15 protein-coding genes are annotated in these 16,438 nt (G+C 34.5%); 10 read left to right on the forward strand and 5 right to left on the reverse strand.

Annotation, left to right across the window (positions count from 1 at the left end; genetic code table 11):
- Positions 1 to 112: 112 nt before the first annotated feature.
- Positions 113 to 757 carry a uracil-DNA glycosylase gene (locus V7P73_RS13055; RefSeq protein WP_333854330.1) on the forward strand — a complete coding sequence of 215 codons (645 nt, stop codon included), beginning with the start codon at positions 113 to 115 and terminating at the stop codon, positions 755 to 757.
- On the opposite strand, the gene V7P73_RS13060 is transcribed toward V7P73_RS13055, so the two are convergent.
- Both V7P73_RS13060 and V7P73_RS13065 read right to left on the reverse strand, forming a co-directional pair.
- Positions 758 to 1,165, reverse strand: coding sequence for a hypothetical protein (locus V7P73_RS13060; RefSeq protein WP_333854332.1), 408 nt, complete (start codon positions 1,163 to 1,165; stop codon positions 758 to 760).
- Positions 1,166 to 1,176: 11 nt separating this feature from the next.
- Positions 1,177 to 1,665, reverse strand: a complete 489-nt coding sequence (locus V7P73_RS13065) for a DUF456 domain-containing protein (RefSeq protein WP_333854334.1) — start codon at positions 1,663 to 1,665, stop codon at positions 1,177 to 1,179.
- 87 nt (positions 1,666 to 1,752) lie between these two features.
- On the opposite strand from V7P73_RS13065, the gene V7P73_RS13070 reads away from it, so the two are divergent.
- The 9 genes from V7P73_RS13070 (at position 1,753) to gcvP (ending at position 14,848) form a co-directional block, all read left to right on the forward strand.
- Positions 1,753 to 3,012: a mechanosensitive ion channel family protein gene (locus tag V7P73_RS13070; RefSeq protein ID WP_333854336.1), complete on the forward strand. Its 1,260-nt coding sequence runs from the start codon at positions 1,753 to 1,755 to the stop codon at positions 3,010 to 3,012.
- Between the two features lie 37 nt (positions 3,013 to 3,049).
- Entirely contained in the window at positions 3,050 to 3,769 is a 720-nt protein-coding gene (locus tag V7P73_RS13075) for a pyridoxine 5'-phosphate synthase (RefSeq protein WP_333854338.1), read from the forward strand.
- 16 nt (positions 3,770 to 3,785) lie between these two features.
- Positions 3,786 to 4,562, forward strand: coding sequence for an alpha/beta fold hydrolase (locus V7P73_RS13080; protein WP_333854340.1), 777 nt, complete (start codon positions 3,786 to 3,788; stop codon positions 4,560 to 4,562).
- A gap of 118 nt (positions 4,563 to 4,680) precedes the next feature.
- Positions 4,681 to 4,911, forward strand: a complete 231-nt coding sequence (locus V7P73_RS13085; RefSeq protein WP_333854342.1) for a hypothetical protein — start codon at positions 4,681 to 4,683, stop codon at positions 4,909 to 4,911.
- A 183-nt stretch (positions 4,912 to 5,094) separates the two neighbouring features.
- Positions 5,095 to 7,926 (forward strand): TonB-dependent receptor, encoded by a 2,832-nt coding sequence (locus V7P73_RS13090; protein ID WP_333854344.1) that lies wholly within the window; start codon positions 5,095 to 5,097, stop codon positions 7,924 to 7,926.
- Positions 7,926 to 8,957, forward strand: coding sequence for a phytase (locus tag V7P73_RS13095; RefSeq protein WP_333854346.1), 1,032 nt, complete (start codon positions 7,926 to 7,928; stop codon positions 8,955 to 8,957). The genes V7P73_RS13090 and V7P73_RS13095 overlap by 1 nt, the downstream gene beginning before the upstream one ends.
- Positions 8,958 to 9,077: 120 nt before the next feature.
- Positions 9,078 to 10,082: an NAD-dependent epimerase/dehydratase family protein gene (locus tag V7P73_RS13100; RefSeq protein WP_333854348.1), complete on the forward strand. Its 1,005-nt coding sequence runs from the start codon at positions 9,078 to 9,080 to the stop codon at positions 10,080 to 10,082.
- 9 nt (positions 10,083 to 10,091) lie between these two features.
- The gene (locus tag V7P73_RS13105; RefSeq protein ID WP_333854350.1) at positions 10,092 to 11,855 is read left to right on the forward strand and encodes an AMP-dependent synthetase/ligase; all 1,764 of its coding nucleotides are present in this window, start codon (positions 10,092 to 10,094) and stop codon (positions 11,853 to 11,855) included.
- Positions 11,856 to 11,989: 134 nt separating this feature from the next.
- On the forward strand, positions 11,990 to 14,848 hold the full coding sequence (gcvP, locus tag V7P73_RS13110) for an aminomethyl-transferring glycine dehydrogenase (protein ID WP_333854352.1): 2,859 nt from the start codon (positions 11,990 to 11,992) through the stop codon (positions 14,846 to 14,848).
- 51 nt (positions 14,849 to 14,899) lie between these two features.
- Here gcvP and V7P73_RS13115 read toward each other — a convergent pair whose 3' ends face one another.
- The 3 genes from V7P73_RS13115 to V7P73_RS13125 form a co-directional block, all read right to left on the reverse strand.
- The gene (locus V7P73_RS13115) at positions 14,900 to 15,142 is read right to left on the reverse strand and encodes a hypothetical protein (protein WP_333854354.1); all 243 of its coding nucleotides are present in this window, start codon (positions 15,140 to 15,142) and stop codon (positions 14,900 to 14,902) included.
- Positions 15,143 to 15,280: 138 nt separating this feature from the next.
- Positions 15,281 to 15,670: a hypothetical protein gene (locus V7P73_RS13120; protein ID WP_333854356.1), complete on the reverse strand. Its 390-nt coding sequence runs from the start codon at positions 15,668 to 15,670 to the stop codon at positions 15,281 to 15,283.
- Between the two features lie 46 nt (positions 15,671 to 15,716).
- Positions 15,717 to 16,382 (reverse strand): DUF2461 domain-containing protein, encoded by a 666-nt coding sequence (locus tag V7P73_RS13125; RefSeq protein WP_333854358.1) that lies wholly within the window; start codon positions 16,380 to 16,382, stop codon positions 15,717 to 15,719.
- Between the last annotated feature and the right edge of the window lie 56 nt (positions 16,383 to 16,438).

Below are 16,438 nucleotides of genomic sequence, written 5' to 3' on the forward strand. Positions count from 1 at the left end.
GTGAAGTGTTTTTCTTATTTTCAGTTTGCGCCTTAAAAACGTTTTTAAATAAAAATATTTAGTGCCTTTGCGTTAATACTTTTTAAATTTAATTTTGTAAAAAATCAGAAAAATGACTTGGAACGAAGTTTTGAAGCCGATAAAGGAAAGCGATTATTTTGATCAACTTTGGGAGAAAGTGAAAGTTCAATATAATTCAACTAAATGTTTTCCTCCGAAAAATGAGATTTTCCGTGCTTTGGAACTGACGGAATTTGATAATGTGGAAGTTGTCATTATTGGGCAAGACCCTTATCATAACGATGGTCAGGCCAATGGACTTTGTTTCTCGGTTTCAGAAAGTGTAACTGCGCCACCTTCACTCAAAAATATTTTCATCGAGTTAAAAGATGACATCGGAATAGAAAGAAAAAACAAAGATTTACAGGATTGGGCAAAACAAGGTGTTCTCCTTCTGAATGCTACTTTAACTGTAAAAGCGCACGAGCCAAATTCTCATAAAGATATGGGTTGGGAAGTTTTCACAGACTTTATCATTAAACAAATTTCTGACAACAAACGAAATGTGGTGTTTGTTCTTTGGGGTGCATTTGCACAAAAAAAAGCCTCGTTGATAGACGAGACTAAACATTTTATTATTCAATCGGCGCATCCTTCGCCATTCTCTGTTTACAGAGGTTTTTTCGGAAGCAAGCCGTTTTCGAAAATCAATAATTATCTTTTAGAGAAAGGAAAAAATCAAATTGTTTGGGGATGATTAATTTTCCTTTTCATATTTAAGAGTTACAGTAGCCGCTTCTTCTTTTCCTCCGGGATAAGGTTTTACTTCCTGTACTGTAAATCTATACCCCGAATAATTAAAAGATTTGGTAACTTCTTTTGGCAAGAAATCTCTTGTTGCGACTTTGATGTCTTTTGTGTCTTTTCCTGAAAATGCAATTAGATTGACGATCGCAATACCTTCCCAAACACAAGTTACATTAGCAGGGCAACGGCTGTCTTCGATAATTTCTTTAAATTCTAAACTCATCTTTGAGTTTGGAATCGTAACTTTTTTGTTGACTCCAAGTTTAATAATATTATCTGATGTTGAAGTTTGAGATTGTGTTTTGCAATTGCTCATCAACAATAGGATAGGTGCGAATAAAAGTGCTTTAAATTTCATTATTCAAAATTTTAAAAGAAAATATAATAGCCAACAACCAAAAACATTGCCAGCCCAACCATTAAACTAAAACCGGTGCCATATACAAAGCCAATAAAAGCACCTTTCATAGAGTTGAAGGCTTTTTTTCTGTCATTGATGTCGTGTAACAATTCTCCAAGGAAAACGCCTAATAACATTCCTATCAAAAATCCTAAAGGAATCGGGATGAAAAACAAACCGAGAAGTGTTCCAATAAAAGAACCAATACTTCCGTAGCGAGTTCCGCCATATTTTTTGTTGGTTTTTGAAGGGATAACGTAATTCAGAACTGTGGAAATAAGTGTCAGAAAAGCAAAAATCCAGACATACAACATTGGCATATCGTTTTCTGTGCCGAATTTGAATATCAGTAGTCCACAGATACTCAATAATAATCCGGGTAAAATGGGAAGGAAAGTTCCTAGCATTCCTATGAAAAGTAGAACCAAAGCGATAATGTCAATAAAAACAGAATCCATAGTTTTTAAATTTATTTAAAAATACAACATTCAAAGTAATGCCAAAAGATTTTTTTTATCCTTAAATTTGTGAAATAATTCCTCTAAATGAAAAACGAACTCATAGATTACAAAGATTTTCTTCAGCAAATCAGTGATGAAATTCATTTCTTCTGTAAAGATTTTTTTCCTGATGAATTTGTCCTAACGAGTCAGATTACTCTTAAGTTTGTTCTTCTGATTTTCCTAATTTATGCTGTTGCTTTTATTCTTAAAAATGGGATTAATCTTGTTTTTAGATTCTTTTTTGATAAGGAGAAATATCCTGTGATGAAATCCATTTATAAAGCTAAAGTCACTAATTCTGTGGCTAATATATTGGCTTTGATAATTGGAAAGTTCGCATTATATTCCATTTTTTACAGACATCCAAAAAGTTTTGATCTTCTAGAGAGAATGATAAATTTTGTTATCGTTCTTGCAATCGCAAATATGGCATTCCGTTTTATCAAAGTTTTACAAAACTATTATTTGATACAGAAAGATTACTATAAAATTATCGCCATTAATTCTATTTCTCAAACGGTTAGGATTTTTGGAATGTTTATTTTCAGTGTTATTGCTATCTGTGTTATTTTCGATATCAGTGGTGCTACAATTTTAGGAAGCCTTGGGGCAATTACAGCAGTTATTGTTTTGATTTTCAGAGATACAATTTTGGGTTTTGTTACAGGGATTCACGTAGCAACGTCCAAAAATATAAAAGTTGGAGATTGGGTTTCTATTCCGAAATATACGATTGAAGGTAATATTGAAGATATTGATTTGTTAACAACCAAAATCAGAAATTTCGACAAAACATTATCTACTATTCCGACTTACGATTTGCTTACTACAGAAATCAAGAATATGCAGGTAATGTCGGAAACCAATACCCGAAGAATCAAGAAATCCATCGTTTTTAATATTAAATCTTTCAAATTCCTGAATGATGAAGCTATTAGTGAATTGTTGAAAATTAATCTGATTCACGATTATCTTGTGGAAAAGAAAAAAGAAATCGACACTCAAAAAAGTACGCTGAAAAATGCTGATGAGATTATCAATGGCAAGCAATTGACCAACATCGGAACTTTCAGAATTTATGCTTTGAATTATCTTAAAAACAACCCTAATATAGACCAAGAGGGAACCATATTGGTAAGACAAATGGAAATTACACCACAAGGTATGCCTTTGGAAATTTACTGTTTTGCCAATGATTCAAGATGGGAGCATTTTGAACAAATTCAGGCTGATATATTCGACCATCTTTTGGTGGCTTCCAAAGAATTTGATTTGGAAATAATGCAAGTACATAAAATATAACAATCAATTATCAATTATCAATTATCAATTATCAATTATGACCAAACTAAGTGTCAATATTAATAAAATAGCAACCCTCAGAAATGCAAGAGGAGGCGATGTTCCAAGTGTAGCTCAAGTAGCTTTGGATTTGGAAAGATTCGGAGCGCAAGGGATTACAATCCATCCAAGACCAGACGAAAGACATATCACGAGAAAAGATGTTTACGATTTGAAACCTTTGGTTACAACAGAATTCAATATTGAAGGGAATCCACATCGTCCGTTTATCGATATGGTTTTGGAAGTGAAACCAGAGCAAGTGACTTTGGTTCCTGATGCTGATGATGCGATTACATCAAACGCAGGTTGGGATTGTGAAAAGAATCTGGATTTCTTGAAATCTATTATTTCAGAATTCAAAAATGCTGGAATCAGAACGTCTATTTTCCTTGATCCAAATCCTGAAATGGTGAAATTCGCAGCTGAAACTGGAACAGATAGAATCGAACTTTATACAGAAGCTTACGCAAAACATTACACAGAAAACAAAGAATTTGCAGTAGAATCTTATTTTAAAACGGCTGTTGTCGCTAATGAATTTGGTTTAGGAATCAATGCTGGACACGATTTGTCATTAGAAAATTTAAAATATTTCTCAGACAATATCCCGAATCTTTTGGAAGTTTCCATTGGTCACGCTTTGATTTCGGAAGCACTTTATCTTGGTTTGGAAAATACGGTTCAAGCTTATCTGAAACGATTGGCGAAGTGGTAATTATATTTTATTATTAATGGAAATTTTACATTCAAAAATATACGGAGAAGAAAGAACAGAAACGCCACTTTTGGTTTTTCACGGATTGTTCGGGATGCTTGATAATTGGGGGAGTTTTGGGAAAGAATTTGGTGAATTGATGCCAACGCACATTTTAGATTTGAGAAATCACGGCAGAAGTTTTCATTCAGATTCTATGTCACACGATGATTTGGCTCAGGATATTGCTAATTATATGGATGCTCATAATATCCAAAAAGCCAATGTTTTGGGGCATTCTTTGGGAGGAAAAGCTGTGATGCAGTTCGCTATTAATTTCCCTGAAAGATTGGAAAAATTGATTGTCGTAGATATTACACCAAAAGCTTATCCGCCACATCATCAAGGAATTATCAAAGCTTTACAAACAGTCGATTTTTCTAAGGTTGAATCTCGTCAAGATGTAGAAAAAGTTCTTGGAGCATATATTCACGAGAAATTTGTGATTCAGTTTTTGATGAAGAATTTGTATTGGACAGAGGAGAAAAAACTGGCTTGGAGATTCAATCTTGAAACTTTGGCTTCAAAATATACTGAGTTTGTTTCTAATGCTATCAAGTTTGGCGTGTTCAGTGGTCCGACTTTATTCATTGCCGGAGCTAATTCCAATTATATTCTTCCACAAGACGAGTTTCTCATCAGACAACAATTTCCAAACTCTGAAGTTATTAAAATTAAAAATGCTGCACATTGGGTTCAGGCTAATAATCCTGTTGATTTCAATGCGGCTGTGAAAGAATTTTTACAGAATTAAGAATATTAACCACATAGAAACATAGATTTAAATTCTAATTAAGCTGAAAAGAATCATCTCTATGTGTCTATGTGGTTTTAAATTATAAAAAACTTTGAAGTATCTTTGTAATTCCTAAATGATAAAATACCAAGAAACCATTTATAAAATCATTTTGATTTTTTCTGTTGTCATCAATCTGTTTTTGATTGTGCTGATGTTTTTCGCTCTCAGAGATTCGTTTTCTGGAAATGGAGAATGGTTTTTGGAAGGTAGAAGTTTTTGGTTTTTCATTGGTGTAATTCTAGCTTATTCTGTTTTGAATTGTTTTCTTTTGCTTCAGATTTTCAAAAGAAAGAAACAGACTTAACTTGATCACTCAGCAAATTTTGTAAATTTTTCAATCAATTTATCCAAGATGAAAGATAAATTGATTGAAAATTATTTGTTAAATCCTATTGATATTTAGTTTTAATAGAATTATTATATGATTTAAGTTGAATTAATAAGTTTAAAAGAGCGCAATCTTATTTTTGTCCGCAAATAAATCTAAATGAAAAAGCTTATTACAACTGTACTTTTTTGTGCAACAGTTTTTGTGTTTGCGCAAAAAGGTAGTATCTCTGGGATTATTAATGATAATAACCAAATTCCTTTGCCTGGTGCAAAACTAACTTTAACACCTGGTAATTATTACACAATATCTGATGCTACAGGCGATTATGTCTTCCTTAATGTTCCAGAAGGAACCTATACGCTAACCGTAGATTATATTGGTTATGGCAGTCAGCAATCAACAGTAGTTGTGAAATCCGAGAATAATACTAGCGTAGATGTTTTGTTTGATAAAAATAAGTCAACTACAATAAAAGAGGTTCGGCTTCTTGGTATTAGCAGACAAAACCAAGCTAGAGCCCTAAATACGCAGAAAAATAATTCTAATATCACCAATATTGTTTCGTCTGATCAGGTAGGGAAATTTCCGGATTCTAATATCGGAGATGCTTTAAAACGAGTACCTGGGATTACCATGCAAAATGACCAAGGTGAAGCTAGAGATATTATTATTAGAGGTCTGGCTCCAGAACTTAACTCAGTTACTCTCAATGGGAACAGAATTCCGTCAGCAGAAGGTGATAATAGACGAGTTCAGATGGATCTAATTCCTTCCGATATGATTCAACTTATCGAAGTTAACAAAACCTTAACGCCAGATATGGATGCAGACGCCATTGGAGGTTCCGTAAATCTCATCACAAGAACTGCACCTAATAAAGAAAGAATATCTCTTACCGCGGCTGGTGGTTATAATCCTATTAGAGATAAAGTATCTAGCAATACAGCTTTTATGTATGGTAACCGTTATTTTGGTAAAAAATTTGGGTTTGTTTTCAACGGTTCTTATAATAATCAAGATTATGGGTCAGATAATGTAGAAGGTGTTTGGGCGCAGGATAATTTTGGTAATGCTTACATCAGAGAGATGGATATTCGCAAATATGATGTAAGAAGAGAGCGTAAAAGTTTAGGGGCTAATTTTGATTTTAAAATTAATGATAAAAATATCATCAAAGCTGGTGCTGTTTATAACTGGCGAGACGATTGGGAAAATAGATATAGACTGAGATTTAATAAAGTTACACCTATCTACGACAAAACAGATGAAAGTCTTATTACTGGTTACAAAGCTGATCTTAGAGCACAAACCAAAGGTGGTATAGATACTGATAAAAGTAAAGCGGCAAGGCTAGAACGCCAGATTATGCAAAACTATTTTATCAATGGTGAACATTTGTTGGGTTCTCAGCTACAATTAAATTGGTCTGGAGGTTATTCACGAGCGTCCGAAGACCGCCCTAATGAACGTTATATAGATTATCAGTCAAAGGGAGTAGCACTTTCTGGTTATGATAGTGAGAAAGAACCATTACTAACGCCAACAACAGAACCTACACTCAAATCCTTTAAATTCCGAACACTTACGGAGCAGTTTGGTCATACTTTTGAAGATGAGATTACGGGGAAAGTAGATCTTAGAATTCCGCTTAATATCATATCAGAGCAAAAAGGCAGATTGAGATTTGGAGCAAAAACAAGAATCAAACAAAAAGAAAGAGAGAACAGTTTTAATGACTATACTCCAACCGATGCCAACACCAGCTTAGCCACTATGGATAAAATTAATCCAGTCTATTGGGATGGTAAAAATTGGTCTCCAAATAGCAAGTATATCCCAGGATATTTTGCATCAAAACAATTATTAGGCAATTTGGATTTATACAATACAGGAATGTTTTCTTCAGAAAGTAATCCTGCAGAATATCTAGGGATTAATTACAAAGCCAAAGAACAAATCTATGCTGGATATATCCGTTGGGACCAAAATATTACGGATGATTTTTCTTTCATTGCAGGTCTTCGTTTAGAAAATACCCACACAGAGTATACTGGTAATATCACCAAAACCGAAGATGATGATGTAATGTTAGAAGGTGAGAGAAAAATCAAAAACGACTATACCAATTATTTACCAAGCATTACCTTCAAGTATACGCCAACAGATGATATGGTTCTTAGGGCTGCTTATACAACTTCTTTGGCAAGACCAGGGTATTACAATTTGTCTCCATTTGTGAATATTACACCAGGAGAAGATGCACAAATAGATGCAGGTAATCCAGATTTGAAAGCTTCTTATGCTCATAACTTCGATGTAATGGGAGAGTACTATTTCAAATCAGTGGGATTAATATCAGTTGGTGGTTTTTATAAAAAGATTAATAAATTTATCTTTAATTACATCGATCAAAATTTTACAAGAGACAAGTTTACACAACAGTTTCCTGATCTCGCTAATGATTTGGGAGCAGATAACACCTACGTATTTTCACAAGCCAGAAACGGACAAAGTGTAGACGTTTATGGTTTTGAAGTTGCTTTGCAAAGACAACTAGATTTTCTACCTGGTTTTCTTAGTCATTTTGGGATTTATGCCAATTATACTTATACACATTCCAAAGCCAAAGGTATTGCAGGAGATGATGTACAAAGAGAAGGTCTAATGTTGCCAGGAACAGCACCACATATGTTTAACTCGTCCTTATCTTGGGAAAACAAAAGATTCTCTGCACGTGTATCGCTTAACTATACAGCTTCTTATTTAGATGAGATTGGAGGTGTTGCTTTTGATGACCGTTACTATGATAAACAAACCTTCTTAGACGCTAACGTATCTTATGCCATCACAGAAAAAATAAGATTCTTTGTTGAAGCTAATAATCTTACCAACCAACCATTAAGATATTACCAAGGCGAAAAGAACAGAACAATGCAAATGGAATATTATAAACCAAGATACAACGTAGGACTAAAATTCGATTTTTAATGAAAAAGATATTATTGATAGCTTCGGTTTCTTTTTTGATGGTACAATGTACATCTATGAAGGTTAAACCAGTTTATAAAACACAAAAAGTTCAATTTGATACAGATGATCCAGCATTTTGGATTAATCCACAAGATGCCTCCAAAAGTTTAATTTTAGGTACAGACAAAGAAACCAATGGAGGGATTTATGTTTACGATTTAAAAGGTAAGATTGTAAATAAAGTTTTGGGGATACAACGTCCCAACAACATTGATGTAGAATATGGATTAGAAGTAGGTGGTAAAAAAATGGATATCGCTGTATTTACAGAGCGCGAAACTAACAAAATACGTGTTTTTTCGGTGCCAGAACTAAAACCAATAGATAACGGAGGGATTTCTGTTTTCGAAGATAGTGATCAAAAAAGTCCAATGGGTATTGCATTATATAAAAACCCTGCAACACAACAAATTTATGCAGTTGTTGGGAGAAAAACAGGACCTTCTGGCTCGTATTTGTATCAATATCTGCTGAAAGGTGATGGTAATGGACAAGTAATTGGAGAGCTCGTTCGTAAGTTTGGCGAATACTCAGGTAAAAAAGAAATAGAATCTATTGCAGTAGATGATGCTTTGGGAGTAATTTATTATTCTGATGAACAATACGGGATTCATAAATATAATGCAGATCCATCAGCTTCTAATGAACAATTAGCTTTATTTGGTACCAATGATTTCAAATCAGATATCGAAGGGATTTCTATTTATCCAACAGGTGAGAAAACAGGTTATATTTTGGTCTCAGATCAGCAAGCCAATACTTTTAATGTCTATAGACGAGAAGGAGATACTAATGAAAATACATACCAAAGGATTGCTATCATACCAGTTTCTACTAAAGAAAGTGATGGATCGGATGTTAGTAATGTTAATTTTGGACCAGATTTTCCTAAAGGTATGTTTGTAGCAATGAGCAACGGAAAAGTTTTTCATATCTATGATTGGAGAGATATAGAAGCTCTTATTTTGGCACAACAAAATAAAAAATAAAAACAAGAGGATTATCCGAAATTCTTATACAAAAGCTGCATTGGTAAATAATGCAGCTTTTCTTATTTTATGTGATTAAAAATCATTTCATAAATCTACAATTTCGCTATATTTGCACATATGGTTTTAGTCACCGGCGCTACAGGAATACTCGGAAGAGTGATTGTTCTCGAACTTTTAAAGCAAGGAAAAGAAGTTCGCGCAACAAAAAGACCTTCTAGCAATCTGAAAGAAGTAAGAGCGTCCTATCGTTTTTATACAGATAAGCCCGATTTTTATTTCGATAAAATCCAATGGATGGACGTAGATTTTGAAGACTTGGATTCTCTTCAAGAAGCATTGATTGGTGTAAATGAAGTTTATCATTGTGCTGCAATTGTCAGTTTCAATCCTCAGGATGACAAAGCGATGAACAAAACAAATGTTGATGGAACAAGAAATCTTCTCTATGCTGTGGAAAATTCTACTGTTGAAAAATTTCTCTTTGTAAGTTCAATAGCCGTTTTGGATGGTTATAATGAACAGGGAATGATGGATGAAAATTCGGATTTTAATGAAAAACTAGAACATTCTTCTTATGCCATTTCCAAACACCTTTCCGAAATGGAAGTTTGGCGCGCACATTACGAAGGTTTACCAAGCATTATCATCAATCCAGGTGTTATTATTGGAACTGGAAATTGGGGAAATAGCAGTGGCGATTTATTCAAAAAATCCTCACATTCCAGAACTTTTCCTGGTGGAACGGCTTATGTTGATGTAAGAGATGTTGCGAAAATCGCTGTCGAATTGATGAACAAAAATTCCTTTGGAGAACGTTTTATTATCATCTCTGAAAATGAAAAATTCCGTTTGGTTTCTGATAAAGTAAGAACTGCGCTTGGAAAACCAAAAGCTAAATTGGTTCCTGAATTTATTTATAAAGTTTTACCAATTATTTCATTACTTTTCGGGTGGTTATTTCCGATTTTGAAATTAATGAGTAAAAATAACATCGAAACGGTAAGAACTGACTCCAAAGTTTCTAATCAAAAAATAACAGAGTTCCTGAATTACCAATTTATTCCGGTTTCTGAAAGCATAGATTTCCATCTCAAAAATTATATGGAATCTCTTAAATCATAATTATCATTAATGAGCAACGTTACTAGTTTTCTTCAAAAAAACGTTAACCTATATCCAACAAAACCAGCTCTAGGTTTCAAAAAAGATCACGAATGGAAAGAGCTTGGCTGGTATCAACTCAAAAGATTAGTCTTTAAAACTGCCAACGCACTCAAAGCAAGTGGTGTAAAAGAGAACGACAAAGTCTCTATTTATGCCGATAATTCTGCCGAGTGGATTATTTTTGATTTGGCAATTATGGCGATTGGTGCGGTTACGGTTCCAGTTTATTCGACCAACGGCGAAGACCAAGTTGAATATATTATTAAGGATTCTGGAGCGGAATTTATTTTTGCAGGAAATCAAGAGCAATATAATGTCTGTCTAAATCTTTTGAACAAAGGTTTGCCTCTCAAACAGATTATCATTACTAAAAAATATATCAAGCTAAAGGAAAATTCATCTTACTTAGAAACTTTCATCGAGTCTGCATCTGAGGATTTGGAAATTGTTGAAAGAGGAGAAGATGATTTGGCAACTTTGATTTATACATCAGGAACAACAGGCGTTCCGAAAGGTGTGATGATTACACATTCCAATTTTCTAAAAGCGTTTGATGCGCATATGGGATTTTTCAAATTCAAGAGATTTGAAGATGAACATTCATTGGCATTTTTACCTTTGACACACGTTTTCGAGAGAAGCTGGACGTTACTTTGTTTACATTTTGGAGCAAAAGTCAGTTTCTTGGAGAATCCAAAATTGATTGCATCTGCATTGACCGAAGTGAAGCCGACAATGATGTGCTCAGTTCCAAGATTCTATCAAAAAATCTATGCTGGACTGAATGAAATGGTGAATTCTGGTTCTGATTTGAAAAAGAAAATCTTCAGTTGGGCGATTGAAAACGGAGGTTTGGTTTCTGAAAAAAAGCGATTAAATCAAAGTATTCCTTTCGGACTTAGTCTTAAAAATAAATTAGCCAATGCTTTAGTCTTTAATAAAGTGAAGAAAAAACTTGGCGGAAAACTTTGGTTTATGCCTTGTGGTGGTGCATCGATTTCAGAAGAAGTGACGAAGTTTTTCGACGCAATGGGAATCCACATCACTGTTGGTTACGGGATGACTGAAACTACGGCGACTGTTACAGCTTTTCCATTCACTAAATACAAATATGGAAGTGCTGGAAAATTGTTAGGAGATTCTCAAATCAAAATAGGTGAGAATGATGAGATTCTAGTGAAAGGAAGTGGAATAATGAAAGGTTATTATAAAAATCCTGAAGAAACGGCTAAGATTTTTACAGAAGATGGCTGGATGAAAACAGGCGATGCTGGTGTTTTTGATAGTGAAGGAAACCTGACTATCACAGACCGAATTAAAGATCTGATGAAAACTTCCAACGGAAAATATATTGCACCTCAACCGATTGAGAATATGTTTTCCAACAACAGTTATATCAACCAGATAATGTTGATTGCGGAAGATAAACCATTCGTTTCTGCTTTAATTGTTCCGAATTTTGAAACATTGGAAGAGAAATTGAAAACTTTGGGCGTGACTTTTACCAACTGGAAAGAAGTGGTAGAAAATGAAAAAGTTCAGAAATTTTACCAGAAATTGATAGACGGAATCCAAACTAATCTGTCTGGTTTTGAGAAAATAAAGAAATTTATCCTGATGCCTGCGGATTTTGAAATCCAAAGCGGAGAAATTACACCAACCTTAAAAATTAAACGAAATATCGTTCTCGAAAAATATTCGGATAAAATCGATTCGATATATAATAAATAGCGTTTTAAATTATTTTGTTTGTAATGAATCTGGATTAAGATGAAGTTTTTGTTAAATTTTATGTTAATGAATATTTCCAAAATTAATTAAATTTACAAACCTTATTAATAAGAATCTAATTTGAAGTTTTATAAATGAATACACAACAATTCGTAAATCGCCACATCAGTCTTAATGAGTCTGATAAAGGGGAAATGCTGAAGAAAGTAGGGGCTGAAAGCATAGAAGAATTAATCTCACAAACCATTCCTGATGCTATCAGGTTAGAAAAAGATTTAGACATCTCGGAGCCTCTTTCGGAGTATGAAATGCTTTTACATTCTAAAGAGTTGGCTTCCAAAAACCTAAACTTTGATAATTACATCGGTTTTGGATACAATAATACAATTTTGCCTTCCCCAATCCAAAGAAATATTCTGGAAAATCCAAGCTGGTACACAGCTTATACGCCTTACCAAGCAGAAATTGCACAAGGTAGATTAGAAGCTTTGCTTAATTTCCAGACAGTTGTTTCGGATTTAACGGGATTTCCTTTGGCCAACGCGTCTCTTCTTGATGAATCTACGGCAGCTGCAGAAGCGATGCACATGTTCTTCAACAACAGAACGAAAGACCAAAAGAAAAATAATGCTACAAAGTTTTTCATCTCAGATTTAGTTCTTCCACAGACTGTTTCTGTTCTTAAAACTAAAGCAGAAGGTCTTGGTATTGATGTGATTGTAGGGAGTCATATCAATCATCAGTTCAATGATTCTTACTTTGGGGTCTTGTTGCAATATCCGGGGAAAAACGGAATTGTTCTAGATTATACAGACCATATTACTTCTTATAAAGAATTCGATTTACAAGTGGTAGTTGCTTGTGATCCGATGGCTTTGGTGAAGCTAAAATCTCCTGCTGATATGGGTGCTGATTGTGCGGTTGGAACTACACAGAGATTTGGTATCCCGATGGGTTACGGAGGTCCTCACGCGGCGTTTTTCACTTGTAAAGAAGATTATAAAAGGGATATTCCTGGTAGAATTATCGGAGTTTCTCAAGATATGTACGGAAAACGTGCATTGAGAATGGCACTTCAAACCAGAGAACAACACATCAAAAGAGAAAGAGCAACTTCTAACATCTGTACAGCTCAAGTTCTTTTGGCTGTTATGGCGGGAATGTACGCTGTTTATCACGGTCCTAAAGGCCTTAACTTCATCGCTGACCAAATTCACTATAAGACTAATGCTGTAGCTGATGCTTTGCAAATTTTGGGTTATGATATCGTATCTGAACCGGTTTTTGATACGGTAAAATTCAGATTGCACGAGGAGGAGAAAACTTCTTTGAGAATGAAAATGAGAGATCAGAAAATCAATCTTAATTATTTCTCTCAAGGTATTGTGAGTATTTCTATTAATGAAACTACGACGGTTGATAAACTAAATCATTTGATTGAAGCTTTTGCCCAGTTCAAAGGAAAACAAGGCTATAAAGTAAGCCTTAAAGAAGAATATTCTATCCCATCAGATTTATTGAGAACGGATAGTATTTTGGATGAAGAAGTTTTCAACAAATATCATACAGAGACAGAATTGATGCGTTACATCAAACGTCTGGAGAGAAAAGATTTGTCATTAACACATTCTATGATTTCTCTAGGTTCTTGTACAATGAAACTGAACGCAGCAACTCAAATGATTCCTCTTTCTTGGGGAGAATGGGGCGGTGTTCATCCATTTGTGCCGACAGAACAAGCTGGAGGTTATCAGGAAATGATTAAGGAACTGGAGAAAGATTTGGCAGAAATCACAGGGTTTGCTGGAACTTCTCTTCAACCTAACTCTGGTGCACAAGGTGAATATGCAGGTCTAATGGTGATTAGAGAATACCATAAAAACAGAGGCGAAGGTCACAGAAATATCGTTTTGATTCCTCAATCTGCACACGGAACCAATCCGGCGTCTGCGGCAATGGCTGGTATGAAAATCGTAGTGGTGAAGAATCTTGAGAATGGAGAAATTGATTTTGAAGACTTCAAAGCTAAGACAGAACAACATTCTGAGAACTTGTCTTGTGTGATGATTACTTATCCTTCAACTTACGGATTCTTCGATGCTAATATCAAAGAAATTACGAAATTAACGCACGAGCACGGCGGACAAGTCTATATGGACGGTGCGAATATGAACGCGCAAGTTGGTTTCACAAGTCCTGGAAATATTGGTGCAGATGTTTGTCACCTTAATCTGCATAAGACTTTTGCTATCCCTCACGGTGGTGGTGGTCCTGGTGTTGGTCCTATTTGTGTGGCAGAACATTTGGTTCCTTTCTTGCCAACCAATGCAAATATCACAACTGGCGGAAAAGATGCTATCGAGGGGATTTCTGCAGCTCCTTACGGTTCTGGATTGATTCTTAATATCTCTTACGCTTATATCAAAATGTTGGGATCAGCAGGCTTGAAAAAAGCGACTGAACACGCGATATTGAATGCTAATTACCTGAAAGAAATCTTAGCTGAGCACTTCCCAATCCTTTATGCTAACGACAAAGGTAGAGTGGCGCACGAGTGTATCGTAGATTTCCGTCAGTTCAAATCTTTAGGGATTGAGGTGGCTGATGTTGCGAAACGTTTGATGGATTATGGTTTCCACGCACCAACAGTGAGTTTCCCTGTTGCGGGAACTCTTATGATAGAACCAACCGAATCTGAAAACAAAGAAGAGATTGATAGATTTGCCGAAGCATTAATCAACATCAAAAAAGAGATTGAAGAAATCGCGAACGGTGATGCTGATAAAGAGAACAATGTTCTGAAAAATGCGCCTCACACTGAGCAATTGGTTATCTCTGATAACTGGGATAAACCTTACGGTAGAGAGAAAGCTGCTTATCCTTTGGAATGGGTAAGGACTCATAAATTCTTTGCAACGGTTGCCAGAATCGATGAAGCGTACGGTGACAGAAATCTAGTTTGTACTTGCGAGCCGATTGAAGCGTATATGTAGTCAATTATGAATAATTAATTATGAATTATAAATTGTTTTGTGATTCATTGATTATATAAAAATGAAAACCTCTCCGACGTGGAGAGGTTTTTTGTTTTTGAGTTGTAAAAACGGATGATCGGTTCTGGGCATTTGTCTTTTTTCAAGATATTGTTGTTTTCGTCCTTTTTGTGGTTTAAGGTTTTTGATTTTTGCTTTGTTGATGAGCTTGAAAGTTTGTTTCTCGTACTTGTCCAATTTGTCTGGTGTGAAACCGAGGATTTTACAATTTTCAGAAATGATTACATCAATCAAAATCTGCTAAGGCTAATAAATCTAAACAGTTAGCTTTTGAAGTAGCATAACCATCTCCAGAGTTGTAATATCAAACATTGGATCCAGAATAAGAGAGTAGTTGCTTCCTGATTTTTTTTGTTAGTTCATTTTTCCAAATCAATTGATGGATCGGATTTTTTTTCGGAATATTTTAAACTCGATTGCAGAAAAGATGACGTATATAACGCAAAAGATTAAGAATATTATCAAAGGGTTTTCCTTGTGAATAAAATTTTTAGCAATTATGATGATCAGCCAATACAAAGTAAAAACTGAAGACAATCCTACAAATGTTAATAATGAATAATAGAAATTGTTTCTGATGTTCTGATTTAAATTCAAAAAAATTGATAACGAACAAATCGCCATTGCTCCAAGGAAAATCAAAGAAAAACCTAGGCTTGTCATTATTTTTAAAAATTCTAACAACCAACCCAGCCAAGTTTTATCTTCCGTTGCTGTTTCGGAAATTATGATTCGGTAAGCCACAAAAAAAATGAGACTCATCAAAACATTAATTATCCAAAATTTAAAAACAATTTTGCTTATCTTATTATTGAATTGCCTCATTCAAAAACTGATTAAAAGGATAGATTTCTTTAAAAACTTTAACCGTATTTTTTACAAAGTCTCCATCCAAAACTTCTTCGTCAGAAAGCGGATGAAAAACTGTAAATTGCTTGAATTTTAGATAATCGCCCATTGGATTTTCCTTATCAAAACCTTGCGGAATTTTTACTAATCGTTCGCCTCGTAATTCCAGATTATCTTTGAAAGATTTTTTATTAAGGATTTTCAAGAAGTCTTCTCCTTCAGAACTGATTTTTTCACGGATGGCTTTTAGATTTTTTGGTTCGGTCATATAAACGCCGCCGGCCAAAAAAGATTTGCCTGGTTCCAAATGCACATAATAACCTGCGTGATTCAAAGTCTTTGGACCTTTTTCTACTAATGATGCGCCGATATTGGTTTTGTAAGGTGTTTTATCTTTAGAAAATCTTGTGTCTTTGTAAATTCTGAAAATACAGTTCTTTGCTTCCAATCTCTCTACACTTTCATCGAATTCTGAAACACCGGAAATAATTTTATTGACAACATTTTCAACATTTTCCTTGGCTTTTAGATATAAGTTTTTATTCTCATTAAACCATTCTCTGTTATTATTGACTTCCAGACTAGAAAGAAAGTTAAACGTTTCAGGATTTATGATGTTTTTCATCAGGATAAGATTTTGTATAAAATTAAATAAAAAATCCTGCGTTGTGGCAGGATTTT

Origin of the sequence: Epilithonimonas sp. (genome assembly GCF_036780765.1) — a bacterium.
Lineage (GTDB): Bacteria > Bacteroidota > Bacteroidia > Flavobacteriales > Weeksellaceae > Epilithonimonas.

Bases quoted from the DNA above. Each gene is read 5' to 3' on its own strand.
- V7P73_RS13055 (WP_333854330.1), top strand. From the start codon at position 113: ATGACTTGGAACGAAGTTTTGAAGCCGATAAAGGAAAGCGATTATTTT.
- V7P73_RS13060 (WP_333854332.1), bottom strand. From the start codon at position 1,165: ATGAAATTTAAAGCACTTTTATTCGCACCTATCCTATTGTTGATGAGC.
- V7P73_RS13065 (WP_333854334.1), bottom strand. From the start codon at position 1,665: ATGGATTCTGTTTTTATTGACATTATCGCTTTGGTTCTACTTTTCATA.
- V7P73_RS13070 (WP_333854336.1), top strand. From the start codon at position 1,753: ATGAAAAACGAACTCATAGATTACAAAGATTTTCTTCAGCAAATCAGT.
- V7P73_RS13075 (WP_333854338.1), top strand. From the start codon at position 3,050: ATGACCAAACTAAGTGTCAATATTAATAAAATAGCAACCCTCAGAAAT.
- V7P73_RS13080 (WP_333854340.1), top strand. From the start codon at position 3,786: ATGGAAATTTTACATTCAAAAATATACGGAGAAGAAAGAACAGAAACG.
- V7P73_RS13085 (WP_333854342.1), top strand. From the start codon at position 4,681: ATGATAAAATACCAAGAAACCATTTATAAAATCATTTTGATTTTTTCT.
- V7P73_RS13090 (WP_333854344.1), top strand. From the start codon at position 5,095: ATGAAAAAGCTTATTACAACTGTACTTTTTTGTGCAACAGTTTTTGTG.
- V7P73_RS13095 (WP_333854346.1), top strand. From the start codon at position 7,926: ATGAAAAAGATATTATTGATAGCTTCGGTTTCTTTTTTGATGGTACAA.
- V7P73_RS13100 (WP_333854348.1), top strand. From the start codon at position 9,078: ATGGTTTTAGTCACCGGCGCTACAGGAATACTCGGAAGAGTGATTGTT.
- V7P73_RS13105 (WP_333854350.1), top strand. From the start codon at position 10,092: ATGAGCAACGTTACTAGTTTTCTTCAAAAAAACGTTAACCTATATCCA.
- gcvP (WP_333854352.1), top strand. From the start codon at position 11,990: ATGAATACACAACAATTCGTAAATCGCCACATCAGTCTTAATGAGTCT.
- V7P73_RS13120 (WP_333854356.1), bottom strand. From the start codon at position 15,670: ATGAGTCTCATTTTTTTTGTGGCTTACCGAATCATAATTTCCGAAACA.
- V7P73_RS13125 (WP_333854358.1), bottom strand. From the start codon at position 16,382: ATGAAAAACATCATAAATCCTGAAACGTTTAACTTTCTTTCTAGTCTG.